The sequence below is a fragment of the Pseudomonas sp. BRG-100 genome (assembly GCF_000737955.1).
GTDB lineage: Bacteria > Pseudomonadota > Gammaproteobacteria > Pseudomonadales > Pseudomonadaceae > Aquipseudomonas > Aquipseudomonas synxantha_A.
The window spans coordinates 5,195,947-5,213,558 of the sequence record NZ_JPRX01000001.1; the positions used below are offsets into that span (position 1 = coordinate 5,195,947).

The 17,612-nt window shown below is 61.9% G+C and carries 17 protein-coding genes; 6 read left to right on the forward strand and 11 right to left on the reverse strand.

From position 1 onward, the window contains the following. Nucleotides 1–39 precede the first annotated feature (39 nt). The 3 genes from dsbG to dsbD are packed head-to-tail and all read right to left on the reverse strand — an operon-like array spanning nt 40 to nt 3,349. Nucleotides 40–801: a thiol:disulfide interchange protein DsbG gene (dsbG, locus tag JH25_RS04415; protein WP_032880097.1), complete on the reverse strand. Its 762-nt coding sequence runs from the start codon at nt 799–801 to the stop codon at nt 40–42. Beyond that, nucleotides 777–1,622: a TlpA disulfide reductase family protein gene (locus JH25_RS04410; RefSeq protein ID WP_032880099.1), complete on the reverse strand. Its 846-nt coding sequence runs from the start codon at nt 1,620–1,622 to the stop codon at nt 777–779. The genes dsbG and JH25_RS04410 overlap by 25 nt, the downstream gene beginning before the upstream one ends. After that, complete coding sequence (gene dsbD, locus JH25_RS04405) at nt 1,622–3,349, reverse strand: protein-disulfide reductase DsbD (protein ID WP_032880100.1); 1,728 nt, start codon at nt 3,347–3,349, stop codon at nt 1,622–1,624. The genes JH25_RS04410 and dsbD overlap by 1 nt, the downstream gene beginning before the upstream one ends. Nucleotides 3,350–3,526: 177 nt before the next feature. Between dsbD and JH25_RS04400 the strand changes: the two genes are divergently transcribed. The 5 genes from JH25_RS04400 (at nt 3,527) to JH25_RS04380 (ending at nt 8,301) form a co-directional block, all read left to right on the forward strand. Further along, complete coding sequence (locus JH25_RS04400; RefSeq protein ID WP_005789979.1) at nt 3,527–4,207, forward strand: response regulator; 681 nt, start codon at nt 3,527–3,529, stop codon at nt 4,205–4,207. Further along, the gene (locus JH25_RS04395) at nt 4,207–5,526 is read left to right on the forward strand and encodes an ATP-binding protein (RefSeq protein ID WP_032880101.1); all 1,320 of its coding nucleotides are present in this window, start codon (nt 4,207–4,209) and stop codon (nt 5,524–5,526) included. The genes JH25_RS04400 and JH25_RS04395 overlap by 1 nt, the downstream gene beginning before the upstream one ends. 123 nt (nt 5,527–5,649) lie before the next feature. Continuing rightward, nucleotides 5,650–6,417, forward strand: a complete 768-nt coding sequence (locus JH25_RS04390) for an N-acetylmuramoyl-L-alanine amidase (RefSeq protein WP_032880103.1) — start codon at nt 5,650–5,652, stop codon at nt 6,415–6,417. A 179-nt stretch (nt 6,418–6,596) separates the two neighbouring features. Further along, nucleotides 6,597–7,994, forward strand: coding sequence for an aspartate aminotransferase family protein (locus tag JH25_RS04385; RefSeq protein WP_032880104.1), 1,398 nt, complete (start codon nt 6,597–6,599; stop codon nt 7,992–7,994). An 82-nt stretch (nt 7,995–8,076) separates the two neighbouring features. Further along, the gene (locus JH25_RS04380; RefSeq protein ID WP_003192847.1) at nt 8,077–8,301 is read left to right on the forward strand and encodes an MbtH family protein; all 225 of its coding nucleotides are present in this window, start codon (nt 8,077–8,079) and stop codon (nt 8,299–8,301) included. Nucleotides 8,302–8,413: 112 nt separating this feature from the next. On the opposite strand, the gene JH25_RS04375 is transcribed toward JH25_RS04380, so the two are convergent. The 8 genes from JH25_RS04375 to minC form a co-directional block, all read right to left on the reverse strand. Further along, a complete protein-coding gene (locus JH25_RS04375) occupies nt 8,414–9,760 on the reverse strand; it encodes an amidohydrolase (protein ID WP_032880106.1) in 1,347 nt (448 codons plus the stop codon). Between the two features lie 16 nt (nt 9,761–9,776). Beyond that, complete coding sequence (locus JH25_RS04370) at nt 9,777–11,942, reverse strand: mechanosensitive ion channel family protein (protein WP_032880107.1); 2,166 nt, start codon at nt 11,940–11,942, stop codon at nt 9,777–9,779. A gap of 72 nt (nt 11,943–12,014) precedes the next feature. Beyond that, a complete protein-coding gene (locus JH25_RS28765; protein WP_164699536.1) occupies nt 12,015–12,191 on the reverse strand; it encodes a hypothetical protein in 177 nt (58 codons plus the stop codon). 153 nt (nt 12,192–12,344) lie between these two features. Continuing rightward, nucleotides 12,345–13,634 carry a M18 family aminopeptidase gene (locus tag JH25_RS04365; protein WP_032880108.1) on the reverse strand — a complete coding sequence of 430 codons (1,290 nt, stop codon included), beginning with the start codon at nt 13,632–13,634 and terminating at the stop codon, nt 12,345–12,347. Nucleotides 13,635–13,805: 171 nt separating this feature from the next. Beyond that, a complete protein-coding gene (locus tag JH25_RS04360; protein WP_005789965.1) occupies nt 13,806–14,441 on the reverse strand; it encodes an RluA family pseudouridine synthase in 636 nt (211 codons plus the stop codon). Nucleotides 14,442–14,534: 93 nt separating this feature from the next. Then, nucleotides 14,535–14,789 carry a cell division topological specificity factor MinE gene (gene minE / locus JH25_RS04355; RefSeq protein WP_003175252.1) on the reverse strand — a complete coding sequence of 85 codons (255 nt, stop codon included), beginning with the start codon at nt 14,787–14,789 and terminating at the stop codon, nt 14,535–14,537. A 3-nt stretch (nt 14,790–14,792) separates the two neighbouring features. Then, a complete protein-coding gene (gene minD / locus JH25_RS04350; protein WP_003192835.1) occupies nt 14,793–15,605 on the reverse strand; it encodes a septum site-determining protein MinD in 813 nt (270 codons plus the stop codon). 199 nt (nt 15,606–15,804) lie between these two features. Beyond that, on the reverse strand, nt 15,805–16,542 hold the full coding sequence (minC, locus tag JH25_RS04345; protein WP_005789962.1) for a septum site-determining protein MinC: 738 nt from the start codon (nt 16,540–16,542) through the stop codon (nt 15,805–15,807). A 119-nt stretch (nt 16,543–16,661) separates the two neighbouring features. Here minC and JH25_RS04340 point away from each other — a divergent pair, with 119 nt between their 5' ends. After that, nucleotides 16,662–17,597 (forward strand): lipid A biosynthesis lauroyl acyltransferase, encoded by a 936-nt coding sequence (locus tag JH25_RS04340; RefSeq protein WP_005789961.1) that lies wholly within the window; start codon nt 16,662–16,664, stop codon nt 17,595–17,597. Nucleotides 17,598–17,612 lie beyond the last annotated feature (15 nt).

Consider the following 17,612-nt stretch of genomic DNA (forward strand, 5'->3'; position numbering starts at 1 on the left):
GCTTAGGGTGGGCGCTTTATGCACATCGTTTTTATCAACTTACTTCGGCCCCAAAATCTTCACCAACTTCTCCGGCGACGGCGCCCCCTGTTGCTGCTGCAATCCACCCTTGTCATCCAGATAGAAAATCGCCGGCGTTGCTGACAACTCCAGTTCATCCATCAACTTCATATTGGCATCGAGCTTGGCCTCGACCTCGGCCGGGATCTTCTCCAGCGCCTTGAGCTTACTGCCCTTGCCGGCGGCTTCGTGTTCTTGCAGGGCTTTTTGCGGGTCTTTGGCGGCGAGCAGGGCGGCGGATTTGCCTGGGCTGTCTTCGCGGATGATGCCGACCATGATGTGGCGCAACTGCACCTTGCCGGCCTTGACCCACGGCCGCGCCTGTTCCCAGAACATGTTGCAGTAGGGGCAGTTAGGGTCGCTGAACAGGTACACGGTGCGCGGGGCGTTTTTATCACCGTCCTGGATCCAGCTGCTTTTTTCCATCTTGGCCCAGACTTCCTTGGCCATGGGTGCGTACACCAGTTTTTCCAGGGGCGCGGTGCTCAGGTCATTGCCCTGGGCGTCGTACAGGTTGCCGGCGATCACGTTTTTGCCGTCGGCGGTCAGGTACAGGGCCATGCCACGGTTCTGGTACTGGGCGGCGTAGCCGGTGAGGCCGCTGGGGGCATCGAATTTACCGATGATCCTGGCGCCCTTGGCTTCGATCTGTTTGATCGGCGCCGGCCAGTCTTCGGCCTGGGCCAGGGAGGCGGCGAGCGTCAAGGGCAGCAGGGTCAGCAGGTGGCGGAGGCGAGGCATGTCGGTTTCCTTGTCGTGGTGTCATCGAAGGGTTCCATGGCCCGGGCCAGGCTGGCTTCGGAGAGTTCGCCCAGGTGGCTGTTGATCAGGCGCCCATCGGCTTGGTAGAACAGCGTGGTCGGCAGGGCCATGGAGCCCACGGCCTGGCCGAGGCGGCCGCTGGCGTCGAACAGCACGTTGTCCAGGTTCAGGCCCTGGGTGGCCAGGTAGGTGCTGACGCTTTGCATGCTCTCGGCCTGGTTGACGAACAGAAAGGTCACGTCGGGGCGCATACGCTGGGCGTTTTCCAGCACGGGCATTTCGCGCCGGCACGGCGGGCACCAGGTGGCCCACAGGTTGATCACCAGCGGGCCACCCTGGTAATCCGCCAACTGCACCACCTCGCCATTGGCGTTGCGCAGGGTGATGTCCGGCAGGCGCGTGCCTTTTTCATACAGGCTGAGGGACAGGCTGGCCATGCCCCAGAACAACAGACCGGTGATCACCCCGGCGCTGAGCGGCTTGCGCAGGGCCGGGCGACGCCAGCCATACGCCAGCGCGCCGAGCACCAGCGCGATGATGCCGGGCCAGGCGAGGAAACCACCGTCACGCAGGTCGACCATCTCGACCCAGTCGTTGCTGTAATAACTCCAGTACATCAGCACGAAGCTGACGCGGGCGGCCAACATGCCCAGCAGGAACAGGCTGAACAGCACCGATTCGGGGTTCTCACCGCCACGCTTGGCCACGCGCCAGCCTACCAGTGTGGCGAGAATCAGCGCGCTGATCAGCAGGATGTGATTCAGGGCGATGGCGAATGTGCCGATGGTCAGGGTCAACATCAGCGCGCGTCTCGGGTTTGCGTCCAGCGTTGCAGGAAGGCGGCGGCATCCACTTCGCCGGTGATGCGTTGGGCGCGACGTTCATCACCGTCCGGGCCGATCCACACGAAGCTCGGTGGCCCCGGCACCTTGTAGCGGCCCAGCAGTTCGCGGCTGGCAGCGTTGTCGGCGGTGACGTCCAGGCGTAGCAGGCGCACGTCTTTGAGCGCGTCCATCACCTCGGGTTTGCCGAACACCTGTTTTTCCATGATCTTGCACGACACGCACCAGTCAGCGTAATAGTCCAGCAGCACCCATTGGCCCTGGGCCTTGGCGCTGTCGAGCTGGCTTTGCAGCACTGCCGGGTCATTGATGGTGGTGAAGGCATCGTGAGCGCTCGGTGCACCGGCGACCTTTGAGCCGCTGTAAACCTTCAACGGTTGCCACAGCTCATCGCTGCCACCGGCTGCGCCCACCACCAGTATCGCGCCCCACAGGCCCAGCACCAGGGAACCTGCGCCGAACACCTTGGCGGCCACGCCGAACTCACGGGCCAGTGTCCAGCCGCAGTACGCCATCACCAGCGCCAACGCACCCCACAGGCCGATCCACAGGCTGTCGCCGACCACTGGGCGAATCATCAGCACGGCGGTGCCCAGGAACAGGAAGCCGAAGATACCCTTGAGCACGTTCATCCAGGTGCCCGGCTTGGGCAGGAAGCGATTGCCCACGGTCACCAGCAGCAACAGCGGAATGCCGATACCGATGCCCATGGCGAACAGGATCAGGCCACCGTGCAGCGCATTGCCGCTCTGGGCGATATAGAGCAGGGCGCCGGCCAGGGGCGCGGTCATGCACGGGCCCACCAGCAGGCCGGACAGCGCGCCGAGCACACCAGCACCCACCAGGCTGCCACCGCTTTGCTGGCGGCTGACGTTATCGAGACGGTCGCGCAGGAAGGCGGGCAACTGCAATTCAAAGAAGCCGAACATCGGCAGGGCCAGCAGCACGAACAGCGCGGCAAAGCTGCCAAGGATCCACGGGGTTTGCAGCAGCGCGGCGAGGTTGGCGCCAAGCAGCGCGGCCATCACACCCAGGCCCGCATACACCAGTGCCATGCACACCACGTAGCTACCGGCCAAGGCAAAACCACGGCGCGGGCTGGCGCCACTGCCGACTACCAGGCCGGCGAGAATCGGCAGCATCGGCAGCGAGCAGGGCGCAAACGCCAACAACAGGCCCAGGCCAAAGAAGATCAGCAGGCTCCAGCCCAGGCTGCGTTGTTGCAGGCCGCTGGCCAGGCTTTGGTCCTGGGCCTGCGCGGTAGCGGCTACGGCCGGGTTGCCGCCCAGGTCCACGGTGATCGACTGCGGTGGATAACACAGGCCCGCATCGGCACAGCCCTGCCAGCCCAGCTTGACCTTGCCGGTGGCGCCGGCCGGGATCTTCACTTCCAGGCCCTGGCGATACACTTGCTGTTCGCCGAAGAACTCATCGCTATGGGCTTCACCCTGGGGCAGCACGGGTTGTTCGGCCAGGCCGTCGAACTTCATGCGTTGCTGGTACAGGTAGTAACCGTCGGCTATTTGCCAATACAGTTGGGTTTCGCCACTTTCAAGACGTTCGGAGGTAAAGGTGAAGGCTTTGCCCACCGGGAGAAAGTCGGGTTTGGTTTCGAAGGGGTTGCCCGGCGCTGCCTGGGCGAATCCCGCGAACAATACCAGCAGAAAGGTAAACAGATGCCGCATGGTCAAGCCTTAGTTCGATGCAAGTGAGGCACACAATGTGTGGCGCTGATTAACCGATGATTAACCGGACGCTATTCTAGAGCGTAGGGATAATCTGATGTTGTGAACTTTAGCGGCATAATGCGCGCTTAATCTGGCGCTTTTCTAATCACCCCCATCTTTCATGAAGGGTTCAGCATGCACGTACTGGTCTGTGAAGACGACGAACTGATCGCCAGCGGCATTGTGGCCGGCCTCGGTGCCCAGGGCTTTACGGTCGAGCGCGTGGCCACGGCCGCAGCCGCCAGGGCGATGCTCAAGGCCGCAGCGTTCGACATCATGGTGCTCGACCTCGGCCTGCCTGACGAAGATGGCCTCAAGCTGCTGCAACAACAGCGCAGCCAGGGCCTGGAAATTCCCGTGCTGATCCTCACCGCGCGGGACTCGGTGACCAACCGCGTCGACGGCCTGCAAGCTGGCGCCGATGACTACCTGCTCAAGCCCTTCGACCTGCGCGAACTCGCCGCCCGCCTGCAAACCCTATTGCGCCGGGTGGCGGGGCGCAGTGTCAACCTGATCGAGCACGGCCGCCTGGCCTACGACCCCAGCAGCCGCGAGACCTTCCTGGATGGCCAGCCGGTGGACCTGTCCCGTCGCGAACAGGCGCTGTTGCAGGCGCTGCTGCACAACAAGGGCCGTGTGTTGTCCAGCGAGCAGCTCAAGGACAGCATCTACGGGTTCAGTGATGAGCTGGAAAGCAACGCGCTCAACGTGCATATCCATCACCTGCGGCGCAAGTTGGGCAATGGCATCGTCGAGACCGTCAGGGGCTTGGGCTATCGCCTGGGGCCGGCTGATGCAGGAGAGAACACTCAGTGATGAGCTTGCGCCTGCGCCTGACGTTCAAGCTGGGCGCCGCTTTTGTGCTGATCTGGGTGCTGGCGGCCGCCTGGATGCTCAACGATTTGCGCAACCAGATGATGTTCTCCCTCGACCAGCGCCTGGTGGCCTCGGCGCGCATGGTAGCCGGGCTCACCGAGCAGATGCCGGGTTTGGCCAGCGTCAGCGGTGGTGCACATTTGCGCACCGAACAGTTGAATGTGCCGGGGGGCATGGCCTGTCAGGTCAGCTCCTTGCGCGGCGAGATCCTGGCACGCAGCCACACGACCCCGGATGAAGGTCTGGAGTCGCGCAGGAGTGGTTTTCGTGACCAGATGATCGATGGCGTGGGTTGGCGCAGTTTCACCCTGTCCCGGGGCGACCTGCTGATCACCACCGCAGACCGCCAGGTGGAGCGTGAGGCACTCAACCTGTCGATCCTGCTGGCAGCATCGGTACCGGTCGGCGTGGCATTGCTTGGTTGCCTGTGCCTGTTGTGGCTGGGCATCGGCCAGAGCCTGGTGCCGCTCAATCGTATGCGCGACGCCTTGATGCGCCGCAGCGTCGACTCTCTCGAACCCTTGCAGATTCACCCGTTGCCCAGCGAGCTCAAGCCGTTGCTCGACACCCAGAACCAACTGTTGCAGCGCATCGCCAAGACCATCGAGCGCGAGCGCCGCCTGACCGGTGACGCGGCCCATGAACTGCGCAGCCCGTTGACGGCAATCAAGACCCACCTGCAAGTGGCGCGCATGACCGAAGGTGCGGCGCGCGACCAGTCGCTGGCGCACGCCGAGGAGGGCGCCGACCGCTTGCATCGCACGCTGGAGCAATTGTTGCTGTTGGCGCGGGTGGAGGGCAGCTTGTCGTTTGACGATGGCTTGCAGTCCAGTGCCGAAGAAGTCGCCAGGTTGGCGATTCAGGACGCCAATGCCGGTGACAATTCCCGTATCGATCTTATTCTTGCGCCGGACCTCTCCCACGTTCCGGTAGAAATGCCCGTAGGCCTCGCCGTCGCGGCCTTGCGTAACCTGCTGGACAACGCCTTGCGCCATACCCCCGCCGATACCCGCGTGGAACTGCACGTGTTTTCTACCCCGGATAACGTGGTGTTTCGCGTGCGTGACCATGGCAAGCAGATCTCCAGCGAAGACCTGCAATACCTTACCCAGCGCTTCTGGCGTAATGGCAACAGCGAAGGCTGCGGCCTGGGCCTGGCGATCGTGCAGGCGATTGTGCAGCGCTGCGCCTGCTCGCTTGAGTTCGACAGCCAGCCGGACGGCTTGCGGGTTGAGCTGGGTATGCCGCTGCGCCGCTGAACCTTGCTTTTCATGTGCCAAGTAATTACCGCCCGCCTGACATTCAACCCTTCAGGATGGCGGTAATTTTTTTGCGCTTGAACGGGCCGAATGATTCGGCCTGAAATGAAAAGGACGGTTCTTATGTTGGTTATCGACACCAGTTTCCCAGCCAGGGATTTCAACGACCGCCAAGGTGAATCCGTGCAGCAGGTTATTCTGCACTACACCGCGGCGCCTTTTGCTTCGTCCCTGCGTACCCTTACGCAACACGGCGTCAGCGCTCACTATCTGCTGCCCGACCCCGATGAATCCAGCTACCGCGCCGCGGGTTATGAAGAGTTGCGCGTGTTTCGCCTGGTGGAGGAGGACAAACGCGCCTGGCACGCGGGAGTGAGCCATTGGGCGGGGAGGGACGACCTCAACAGCCGCTCGATTGGCGTTGAAATCGTCAACCTGGCGCGGGATGACGCGGGGGTATTTACCTTTCCCGAATACTCCCCGGCACAGATCGATGCGTTGATTGCATTGGTTCGCGACGTGCTTGCACGTTATCCGCAGGTCGGCCCGACTGACCTGATCGGGCATTCGGATGTGGCCTATTGGCGCAAGAGTGATCCGGGGCCGCGGCTGCCCTGGCGTGTTCTGCATGAGGCCGGTATTGGGGCCTGGTTTGATGAGCCAACACGGGCGATGTACCAGCGCCGCTTTTGTGTCGGCTTGCCGCCAGAGGTTGAGGTAGAGCGTGCGTTTCAGCGTTTTGGCTACAAGCCCGCGCAGAATCGCCGAGCCTTTGAACAGCGCACCCGGGCGTTCCAGATGCACTTTCGGGCTAGGGATTATTGCGGGTTCCTGGATGCAGAGACTTGCGCGATCTTGTATGCACTGAACGACAAATACCGCGGGCTATGAAGTGTGGGAGGGGGCTTGCTCCCACATTTGCATCTTCATTCTTCAGTTATCGATCGCCGCCCCCTAAATCCTGTTCTAGCTGATGCGTTTCCAGAACAGGAAATCCGTGCGCATGCCCTTGGGCCAGCCGCCAACGGATCGGCAGTTTGGTCATCATCAGCGTATTGAGGGATCGAGAGATGTCAGTCGCTACCAGCCGTATCGAAGACGCCCTGGCGCCTGCGGAAACGCTCTACCAGTTTGACGAAACCCCGCTGCTGGCCCGCCAGCGCCAGCAGGAGTCCAACGCCCGCAGCTACCCGCGGCGTATCCCCCTGGCGCTCAAACGCGCCAAGGGCCTGTATGTGGAAGACGTCGAGGGGCGGCGTTTCATCGACTGCCTGGCCGGCGCCGGCACCCTGGCGCTGGGGCATAACCATCCGGTGGTGATCCAGGCGATCCAGCAAGTCTTGAGCGACGAGTTGCCGCTGCACACTCTGGACCTGACCACACCGGTCAAGGATCAGTTCGTGCAGGACCTGTTCGGCTTGCTGCCATCGGAACTGGCGCGGGAAGCGAAAATCCAGTTCTGCGGCCCCACTGGCACCGATGCGGTGGAAGCCGCGTTGAAGCTGGTGCGCACCGCAACCGGGCGCAGCACTGTGCTGTCGTTCCAGGGCGCTTATCACGGCATGAGCCAGGGGGCGTTGAGTTTGATGGGCAGCCTGGGGCCGAAGAAGCCGCTGGGGGCGTTGTTGGGCAATGGTGTGCAGTTCCTGCCATTTCCGCATGACTACCGCTGCCCGTTCGGGCTGGGCGGCGCCCAGGGTGTGCGGGCCAACCTGCACTACCTGGAAAACCTGCTCAACGATCCCGAAGCCGGGGTGGTGCTGCCGGCGGCGGTGATTGTCGAAGTGATTCAGGGTGAAGGCGGCGTGATCCCTGCCGACCTCGATTGGTTGCGTGGCTTAAGGCGTATCACCGCGCAAGCGGGGGTGGCGCTGATCGTCGATGAAATCCAGAGCGGCTTTGGGCGTACCGGCAAGATGTTTGCCTTCGAACACGCCGGCATCATTCCGGATGTGGTGGTGATGTCCAAGGCCATTGGCGGCAGCCTGCCGCTGGCGGTGGTGGTGTATCGCGACTGGCTCGACACCTGGCTGCCGGGTGCCCATGCCGGGACGTTCCGCGGCAACCAGATGGCGATGGCGGCGGGCTCGGCGGTGATGCGCTACCTAAAGGATCACGACCTGGCCAGTCATGCGGCGGCCATGGGCGAGCGCCTGTGCGAGCATCTGCGCATCCTGCAGCGCGACTTCCCGCAGTTGGGGGATATCCGTGGCCGTGGGCTGATGCTGGGGGTGGAGCTGGTGGATCCGACGGGCCCGCTTGATAGCCTGGGGCACCCGCCGGTGCATCGCCTGTTGGCACCGCTGGTGCAGCGTGAGTGCCTCAAGCGCGGGCTGATCCTGGAGATGGGCGGGCGCCATGGCGGCGTGGTGCGCTTTCTGCCACCACTGGTGATCACCGCGGCCGAAGTCGACCAGGTGGCCGAGATCTTCGGGCGCGCCTTGGCGGCGGCGGTTGCCGGCGTTTAATTTTTGCGGTGCCTGGTACGTTTCTACAGATATCAGCGCTGCGCGTGGTGCGCAGCCAGCCTTTGAGCGATGGAGAACAGCAATGACCTCAGTATTTGACCGCGACGACATCCTGTTTCAGGTAGTGGTCAACCACGAAGAGCAGTATTCGATCTGGCCTGACTACAAGGCTGTGCCTGAAGGCTGGCGAACCGTGGGCAAGAGTGGCATGAAGAAGGAGTGCCTGGCGTATATCGAGGAAGTGTGGACGGATATGCGTCCGTTGAGCTTGCGCCAGAAGATGGACGGTGCCGCCCTCGCCAACTGATTCACTTGGGCCCGACTGTGGGAGGGGGCTTGCTCCCGATAGCGGTGTATCAGTCAGCCAATGTTCAACTGAAACACTGCTATCGGGAGCAAGCCCCCTCCCACATCAAGCATTAGTGCGGGGTGTGGGTGTAGAGGTAATCCGTCGCCAACGACGCCAGCGTCCTCACGCCCACCACCAACGCCGACTCATCCACAAAGAACCCAGGGTTGTGATTCGGCGCCGCCTTGCTCATGTCCTGGTCCCTCGGTGTCACCCCCAGGAAGACAAACAGCCCCGGTGCCTCTTTGGCATAGAACGAGAAGTCTTCGGCGCCACCCACCAACGGGCCTTGCACCACATCACCCTGAGCCGCCCAGCGCAGGCTCGGCAGCATTTTCTCGGTCAGCGCCGGGTTGTTGATGGTGGGGTCGTACTTCTCGATGATCGTCACTTCGGCCTTGGCGCCACCGCTTTCGGCGATTTTCTCAACGGTTTGACGCACGTCTGCATGCAGCTTCTGGCGAATGCCGTAGTCGTAGGAGCGAATGGTGCCGCTCATGTCTACCGACTCGGGGATGATGTTGTAGCGGGTACCACCGTTGATGGTGCCGATGCTCACGACAGAGGGGAATGACGAAATATCGGTACGGCGGCTGACCACGGTCTGCAGGCCGACAATGGTTTGCGCGCCAACGGTGATCGGGTCGATACCGTCCCAGGGGCGGCCGGCGTGGGTCTGTTTGCCGAGGATCCTGATGCGCAGGTCGTCGGAGCTGGCCAGGGTCGGGCCTGGGCGGTAGGCGATTTGCCCGGCAGGCACACCGGCCCACACATGCAGGCCGAACACCGCGTCAGGCTTGGGCGCTTTCATCACGCCTTCCTGCACCATCATCTTCGCGCCCCAGGTGTTCTTGCCGTCGGGGATAAAATCGCTGGGGCCTTCTTCGGCCGGTTGGAAATAAAACACCACGGTGCCGGGCAGGCGGTCGCGCATCCCGGTAAGAATCTTCGCAGTGCTCAGCAGGATGGCGGTATGGGCGTCGTGACCGCAGGCGTGCATCACATCGACTTCCTTGCCCAGGTAGGTGCCCTTGGCTTTGGAGGCGAAGGGCAGGTCGGCGACTTCCTTGACCGGCAGCGCATCCATGTCGGCGCGCAGGGCCACGGTCGGGCCGGGCAGCGCGCCTTTCAATATGGCAACGACGCCGGTGCGGGCCACCCCGGTCTTCACCTCAAGGCCGAGTTCGCGCAATTGTTTGGCGACCAACTCGGCGGTGCGGGTTTCGGTATTGCCCAGTTCCGGATGGGCGTGGATGTCGCGGCGGGTTTCCAACAGGCTGGGTTCGAGTATTTTTGCCTGGGAGGCAATGGTTTCCCTGGCACCGTCCTGGCCGCTGCTGGCGGCAATCACTGCACTGCTCGTGACCGCGCAGAGCAAACCCAAAACCCATTGGTGTGTCAGACCGTTCATTCGCATACCAACCTCTGCTTGCTTATTGTTGTGGATCTTTCTCCTGCACGCTGCCTGCTGTCACTACCTGCACGCTCAAGCGCGGCGTTGCCAGGTCGAGGCCGGCTTCATCCAGGTGCCGCTTGAGCGAGAGGTTGAACGCTCGCGAGACTTCCCACTGCTTGATCGGCGCGGTCTTGAAGCGTGCGCGCAGGATCGCGCTGCCGGATTCGAAACTCTCCACGCCCTGGATTTCCAGCGGCGACCAGATATTGCGGCGTTGCAGCGGGTCATTGCGCATGGCGTGGCCGACATCGCGCATCAGCTTGATTGCGTCGTCAATTTCCATGTTGTAGGGGATTGCCACCCGGAAGATCGCGTAGCCGAACTCTCGGGAGTAGTTCTTGATGCTCTTGATCTCGCTGAACGGGATGGTGTGCACGATGCCGTCGATATCGCGCAGGCGCACGGTGCGGATGGTCAGGCCCTCCACCGTACCCAGGTGGCCGCCGACGTCTACGTAGTCGTCGATGGCCAGGGAGTCTTCGATGATGATGAACAAGCCGGTGATCAAGTCCGCTACCAGCGACTGCGCACCAAAGCCGATAGCGATACCGATTACACCCGCACCGGCCAGCAATGGGGTGACATTCATGCCCATGTTCGCCAGCGCCACAATGGCGGCGATGATGAAGATGGTCACGAACAGCACGTTGCGGATCAGCGGCATCATGGTTTGCGCACGCGCGTTGGCCAGGCCTTTGCGTGAGCGGGTCAGGGCGTGGTGGATGGCGGTGTCGCTGAGGATCCAGATCAGCCAGGCAAACAGCAAGGTCCCACCGAGGCCAAACAGCTTCACGGCTATTTCATGGCCGTCACCTTCGGTAAAGCGAATCATCGACAGGCCCCACACCCGCAGCCCCAACTCGATAAACGCCAGCCACACCACCAGGTGCACCAGGGTGTAGACAAACCCTTTGAGGCGTTCGGAGTACAGCGCGTGGCGTTTGTGCCCGCGCTGCGGCTTGAGGGCGTGGCGGCGCACCAGGCCGTTGATCACCATGCACAACACCAGCAGCACCGTGCACAGCAGCGACTGGCGCAGGGCGGTGCTGGTATCGCCGGCCGACAGGAAGGTCGCGAACAGTGAGATACCTACCAGCAGCAAGGCCGGGATGTACCAGAAGGTACCGATGATCGACAGGGTGTCGGTGAGGGCGCGGCGGGTCAGGCGGCGCGACAGCGGCTGGTTGCGGATCAGGTGTGCAATCGGTCGGCGGAAACGCAGGATAAACACGCCGGTGGACAGCGCCGCCATTACATTGGCTACGGTTGCGGCGGTGTGGGCCAGGTGCTGGCCGAGCGCCTCGATCAGGCGCGGATCGCTCAAGGCTTCACCGAAGGCGGCAAAGCTGCCGATCCACCACAGCGGGCGGAACGCCTGATGGCGCAGGATATACAGGGCGCGGTGGCGGTGCGGGCCGTCGAGTACGGAGAAGGCAATTACGCAGATTGCCGAAAAACAGGTGCCGACCACCAAGGCATACGCCAGCACCATCGCCAGGGATTTGCCCAGGGAGGAAGGCAGGGCGTAGCTCAGGTAAACCGTGATCACCAGGGCGATCAACCAGGGGCCCAGCTTGCGTAGGGCAAAGCGCAGCATGTCCCAGGTGCGCGGGTGTTGCGGCAACTCTTCGGGCAGGCCGAAACGCTCGCGTACCCGGTGGCTGAGCCAGATCAGCGCGGCGGCCAGCAGGCTCCACACTGCCAGGATCACGGCAAAACCAAAGATGATCGGCAGCCATTCGTTGGCCGGCAGCATCAGCGCGCCCAGTTCATCCTTGGCCAGGTCGACTTCATTGGACCAGCGCCCCAATGGGCTGTCGGCGCCGGAAAACTGCTGTTCAAAGCCCGACAGCGTGCTGCCGATCAACCCGAGCACACCTTGCTCAGTAGCAGGTTGGGCCTTTTGCGTGGCGGCGCGCAGCTTTTTCAGGTCGCTCAGCAACTGGGTGCGCTGTTGGTCGTTTTCGAGGGTCTTGATCACCTCGTCCAGCGACTGCCCCAGGGGCACTTCAGCCTGGGGTTGGGTCTTGCTGGAACCACCCAGCATTCCGGGCAAGCCTACGGCTTGGGCGGATGACAGCGGCAGCAGCGTGAGCAGGGCGATCAGCAGGTAGCAGGGCAGGGCAAACAGACGGGAAAGCACGAGGCGGTCAACCTTCAAAGCAACGAATTGACCGAGTGTACGAGGCCGCTATGCCCAATGCGAGCGCATTTGTCATTGCGCCAGTTTGGCGAGGATCTTGTAGACCACGGTGCCCAGGATCAGCAGCATACCAACCCACATGCCGAACACGCCGAGGGGCTTGTCGCGAAAATTGAAACCGACCGCGAGCATGATCATGCCGATCACGATGGGGATGAGCATGGCGTGGAATGAGGACATTGAAATCATGGGAGCAATAGCCTTGTCGCAGTGGAAGTTTTGACAAGTCTAGGCGCGATTGCAGGAAGTGCAGGTGATACAAGTCAGTTTGGCAGTACATCGAACCAAATGTGGGAGGGAGCAAGCCCCCTCCCACATTTCGATCACATTTTGCCCGTCAAATCAGGGCAGGTCGCGGCTCGCGTAAAACGCCCCCAGCACCTTCACCAGATGCGCCAGGTCATGGCTGCCGCACAGCTCTCGAATGGAGTGCATGGCAAACGTCGGCAAGCCGATATCCACGGTGCGTACACCCAGGTGGCTGGCGGTGATCGGGCCGATGGTCGAGCCGCAGCCCATGTCACTGCGCACCACAAAGCTTTGTACCGGCACTTCTTCGGCCATGCACAGGTGACGGAAGAACCCGGCGGTTTCGCTGTTGGTGGCGTAGCGCTGGTTGCTGTTGACCTTGATCACCGGCCCGGCATTGAGTTTCGGACCGTGGTTGGCGTCGTGCTTCTCGGCGTAGTTGGGGTGCACGCCGTGGGCGTTGTCCGCCGATACCAGCAGTGATTTCTGAATGGTGCGTACGAACTCATCACCTTCAGGCAACAGGCGGCGCAGGGTCTGCTCCAGCATCGGGCCATCGGCGCCGCAGGCCGAGCAGGAGCCGACTTCTTCGTGATCGTTGCACACCAGCACGCAGGTTTCGTCGGTCTCGCTGGTCAGCAAGGCTTGCAGGCCGGCGTAGCACGACAGCAGGTTGTCCAGGCGCGCACCGGCGATGAAATCGCCATTGAGGCCGATGACCGCCGCGCTTTGGGTGTCGTAGAAGCTCAGCTCGTAGTCGAGCACCACGTCAGCGTTAAGCCCATGCTCGCGGGCCAACTGCTCGGTGAGCACGGCGCGAAAGTCCACGCGTTCGTCACCGGCAAATTGCGCAAGGATCGGCGGCAGCTCGGTCTGGGCATTGATCGCCCAACCCTGGTTGGCCTCACGGTTCAGGTGAATGGCCAGGTTGGGAATGATGGCGATCGGCAGCTTGAAGTCGATCAATTGGCTTTCGACCTTGCCGTCGCGGCGGAAGGTGACGCGGCCAGCCAGGGATAGGTCGCGGTCGAACCACGGCGCGAGCAGCGCACCGCCGTAGACTTCCACGCCCAACTGCCAGAAACCCTGGCGTTGCAGCTCAGGCTGGGGTTTGACCCGCAGGCACGGGCTGTCGGTGTGGGCGCCGACCAGGCGGATGCCGCCCTGCAACGGTGAGTGGCGACCGAGCTTGAAGGCGATGATCGAGGAGTCGTTGCGGGTCACGTAGTAGCGACCATTGGTCTCGGTGGTCCAGGTGTCGCGCTCGTCGAGACGCTGGTAACCGGCCGCTTCCAGGCGCTGGGCGAGGGCCGCAGTGGCATGAAAAGAAGTAGGGGAGGCCTTGAGGAAGTCGATCAGGCCTTGATTCAACGCTTCGCGCATAAATAGCTCCAGACAGCAATGCGCGGAGTTTACCGTTCGATGGCCAGAAGTGCACAGAACAAATGTGGGAGGGGGCTTGCTCCCGATTGCGGTGTGTCAGTGAGCAAATACAGTGACCGACACTCCGCCATCGGGGGCAAGCCTCCTCCCACATTTACCTGTGTTCGCAGCTTAAAAGGGGGCAGGGCACTCGAAGCGCAAGCGCTCGCCGCTTTGTGGATGGGTGAAACTGAGCATGCTTGCATGCAGGCACAGCCGCGGCCAGGCAGCCAAGGCTTGTTCATGAGCATACAAACCATCACCCAGCAACGGATGCCCGATGGACAGCATATGCACACGCAACTGGTGCGAACGCCCGGTGATCGGCGTCAGCTCCACGCGGCACCAGTCGCCACAACGCTCCAGCACTTTCCAGAAGGTCAGGGCGTGCTTGCCGAACTCGTGGTCCACCACATGGCGTGGCTTGGTCGGCGGGTCGTAGCGCAGGGGCAGGTCGATGCTGCCGCTGTCCAGTTCCGGCTGGCCCCAGGCCAGGGCGGTGTAGGCTTTTTCTGTTTCGCGGTCGTGAAACTGGCGGGACAGTTCGCGGTGGGTGTCGGCGTCCCGGGCCAGCAGGATGATCCCCGAGGTTTCCCAGTCCAGGCGATGGACGATACGGGCTTCGGGGTAGCCGTTTTCCTGCAGGCGCGTGATCAGGCAGTCCTTGTTGTCGTCGGCGCGACCAGGCACCGAGAGCAGCAGGGTCGGCTTGTTCACCACCAGGACAGCGTCGTCCTGATGCAGGATATGTATATTGGACAGCGGCATTAAACAGCCTCGTAACAAACGCCAACGGCGGCTCGCCCACCTGGTTCCCGAAGGATCAAGGTGATCGAGCCGCCGTGGCGACCGCCCTTTCGATCAACGATCGGGCAGGGTGATATTGAGTTCCAGAATCGAGCAGCTGCCGTCATTTTCCAGAGCGACATGCACGTCATCGTTGCCGATATTGACGTACTTGCGGATCACCTCGACCAGTTCCTTCTGCAAGGCTGGCAGGTAATCCGGCGTGCTGCGTTGGCCGCGTTCGTGCGCCACGATGATCTGTAGACGCTCTTTCGCTACCGACGCGGTACTTGGCTTTTTGTTGGCGCGAAAGAAGTCGAGAAATTTCATTGTTTAGTTGCCTCCAAAGATACGCTCGAAGAATCCCTTCTTCTTAACATCGAGGAAGCGGTGTTCCACGGTCTTGCCCAGCAAGCGATCGACTGCATCGCTGTACGCCTGGCCGGCGTCGCTCTGGTCGTCAAGAATCACCGGCACGCCCTGGTTGGATGCCTTCAGCACGGCCTGGGACTCCGGAATCACGCCCAGCAGGGTCACGGCGAGGATTTCCTTCACGTCTTCAACGCCGAGCATCTCGCCATTGTTGACGCGCTCCGGGTTGTAGCGGGTGAGCAACAGGTGCTCCTTGATCGGGTCCTGGCCTTCTTCGGCGCGCTTGGACTTGCTGGCCAAGAGGCCCAGCATACGGTCCGAGTCACGTACCGAGGAGACTTCCGGGTTGGTCACCACGATGGCTTCATCGGCGAAGTACATCGCCAGGTGAGCACCGGTTTCGATACCGGCCGGGGAATCGCACACCACGTATTCGAAGGTTTCCTTGAGCTCGGCGAGAACCTTGCCCACGCCTTCCTTGGTCAGCGCGTCTTTGTCGCGGGTCTGGCTGGCGGCCAGTACATACAGGTTCTCAAGGCGCTTGTCCTTGATCAGGGCCTGTTGCAGGTTGGCTTCGCCGTTCACCACGTTGACGAAGTCGTACACCACGCGGCGTTCGCAGCCCATGATCAGGTCGAGGTTACGCAAACCGACGTCGAAGTCGACGATGACTGTCTTGTGGCCGCGCAGAGCGAGGCCGGTACCGATAGCGGCGCTGGTGGTGGTCTTACCCACACCACCCTTGCCGGATGTAACCACGAGAATCTTGGCCAAGGTGTTTCACCCCTAAGGAAAAAGGACTTTCGGTCCCTGAAAAACATCTCTTGAAACTCGCTGCAGGCGGACAGCCTTTGCAGGAAAAAGAAGGAGTTTCCATGGAGAAACACCAACTTCCAAAAAGTCCTACACAAGTCTTGCCGGTTTCGCTTTGCTATCAGAGTCTAGAGATGCTTGGAAAATGCGGCAGTATCCGTTAAAGCCGGATGATGTTCAACACATCGCCCGACAGGTTGACCTGTACCGAAGCCCCCCACAGTGGATCGCGGCGCAAATCTTCGGAAACCTTGTACTGACCCGCGATGGAAACCAGCTCAGCGGTCAACTGCTGGCAGAAAATCCGCGCTCTGGTATCACCCTTGATGCCGGCGAGGGCACGCCCGCGCATCGGGCCGTATACATGGATGTTGCCATCGGCGAGAAGTTCCGCCCCCGGGCTGACCGAGGAGATCACCACCAAGTCGCCGCCCTGGGCGTAAATCTGCTGCCCGCCGCGTACCGGCGAGGTGATGATCTTTGTCGGCTTGATCGCAGGCTCGGGTGGTTTTTCCGGTTTTTTCTTCTCTTCACCGACCAGCGGTTCCAAGGGACGCTCGCGGGCACCGGACGGAGGCAGTACTGGCAGTTCAATGGCGATGGCGGCGGCAATGTCTTCGATGCGGCTGGCACGAATCGCCAGGGTGCGCAGGCCATGGGAGCGGCACACGCGCATCAGCCCGGGCAAATCAATCACGCCCTGGCCGGCCGGCAGCTTGTCCAGCGCCAGCACCAGCGGGGCGTTGTTGAAAAAGTTTGGCGCCAGGGCAACCTTGGCGGCCAGTTGGCGGTCCAGGGCATCAAGGTCATTGCGCGCCAGTTCCAGCACGGTAATGGCGAGCATGCTGCCTTTTAGCTGGAACACGGGATCTTGGTCTAGCGGTTCGGTTTGGCTCATGGTCGGCGAAAGCGGCTTGTCACGAAAAGTGTCGAGACTTATAACGAGAACACTCACCCGCCGCAAGCCGAGTCGAACCGTTGTAGAATGCGCGGCCCTTGTCTTTACCGGAATCTGTAATGGATCGCCCGCGTTTTCGAGCTGTATTTCTTCACCCGCGTTTTTGGCTGCTATGGCTGGGGCTCGGCCTGCTGTGGCTGGTCACCCAGTTGCCGTACCGGGCGTTGTTGACCATTGGTCGCCTGCTGGGTGCGGGCATGTACCGCGTGGCTGGCGATCGCCGCCGTATCGCGGCGCGTAACCTTGAGCTGTGCTTCCCGGAAAAATCCGTGCAGGAGCGCAAACGCCTGCTCAAGGAAAACTTTGCCTCCACCGGTATCGCCTTTTTTGAAATGGCCATGAGTTGGTGGTGGCCCAAGCCGCGCCTGGCGCGACTGGCCCATGTCGAAGGGCTGGAACACCTCAAGCAGGCACACTTGGAAGGCAAGGGCGTGATCCTGATGGCCCTGCACTTCACTACCCTGGAAATCGGCGCGGCGCTGCTGGGGCAGAAACACACCATCGATGGCATGTACCGCGAGCATGGCAACCCGCTGTTCGATTTTATCCAGCGCCGTGGTCGTGAGCGCCATAACCTCGATTCCCTGGCCGTGGAGCGCGACGACGTGCGCGGTATGCTCAAGCTGCTGCGTGCCGGCCGGGCCATCTGGTACGCACCGGACCAGGATTACGGCGCCAAGCAAAGCATCTTCGTGCCGCTGTTCGGTATCCAGGCAGCTACCGTCACCGCTACCAGCAAGTTCGCACGCCTGGGCAAGGCGTTGGTGGTGCCGTTCACCCAGGAGCGCCTGGCCGATGGCAGCGGTTACCGATTGGTGATCCATCCACCGTTGACCGATTTTCCGGGTGAAACCGACGAAATCGACTGCCTGCGCATCAACCAATGGGTCGAAGCCTCGGTACGCGATTGCCCCGAGCAATACCTGTGGACCCATCGCCGTTTCAAGAGCCGGCCGCCGGGTGAGCCCAAACTGTATGAAAAGCGCCGTCGATAACGCTGATTTTTACCA

Coding starts and splice junctions, on each gene's coding strand:
- dsbG (WP_032880097.1), bottom strand. CDS start 801: ATGCCTCGCCTCCGCCACCTGCTGACCCTGCTGCCCTTGACGCTCGCC.
- JH25_RS04410 (WP_032880099.1), bottom strand. CDS start 1,622: ATGTTGACCCTGACCATCGGCACATTCGCCATCGCCCTGAATCACATC.
- dsbD (WP_032880100.1), bottom strand. CDS start 3,349: ATGCGGCATCTGTTTACCTTTCTGCTGGTATTGTTCGCGGGATTCGCC.
- JH25_RS04400 (WP_005789979.1), top strand. CDS start 3,527: ATGCACGTACTGGTCTGTGAAGACGACGAACTGATCGCCAGCGGCATT.
- JH25_RS04395 (WP_032880101.1), top strand. CDS start 4,207: ATGAGCTTGCGCCTGCGCCTGACGTTCAAGCTGGGCGCCGCTTTTGTG.
- JH25_RS04390 (WP_032880103.1), top strand. CDS start 5,650: ATGTTGGTTATCGACACCAGTTTCCCAGCCAGGGATTTCAACGACCGC.
- JH25_RS04385 (WP_032880104.1), top strand. CDS start 6,597: ATGTCAGTCGCTACCAGCCGTATCGAAGACGCCCTGGCGCCTGCGGAA.
- JH25_RS04380 (WP_003192847.1), top strand. CDS start 8,077: ATGACCTCAGTATTTGACCGCGACGACATCCTGTTTCAGGTAGTGGTC.
- JH25_RS04375 (WP_032880106.1), bottom strand. CDS start 9,760: ATGCGAATGAACGGTCTGACACACCAATGGGTTTTGGGTTTGCTCTGC.
- JH25_RS28765 (WP_164699536.1), bottom strand. CDS start 12,191: ATGATTTCAATGTCCTCATTCCACGCCATGCTCATCCCCATCGTGATC.
- JH25_RS04365 (WP_032880108.1), bottom strand. CDS start 13,634: ATGCGCGAAGCGTTGAATCAAGGCCTGATCGACTTCCTCAAGGCCTCC.
- JH25_RS04360 (WP_005789965.1), bottom strand. CDS start 14,441: ATGCCGCTGTCCAATATACATATCCTGCATCAGGACGACGCTGTCCTG.
- minE (WP_003175252.1), bottom strand. CDS start 14,789: ATGAAATTTCTCGACTTCTTTCGCGCCAACAAAAAGCCAAGTACCGCG.
- minC (WP_005789962.1), bottom strand. CDS start 16,542: ATGAGCCAAACCGAACCGCTAGACCAAGATCCCGTGTTCCAGCTAAAA.
- JH25_RS04340 (WP_005789961.1), top strand. CDS start 16,662: ATGGATCGCCCGCGTTTTCGAGCTGTATTTCTTCACCCGCGTTTTTGG.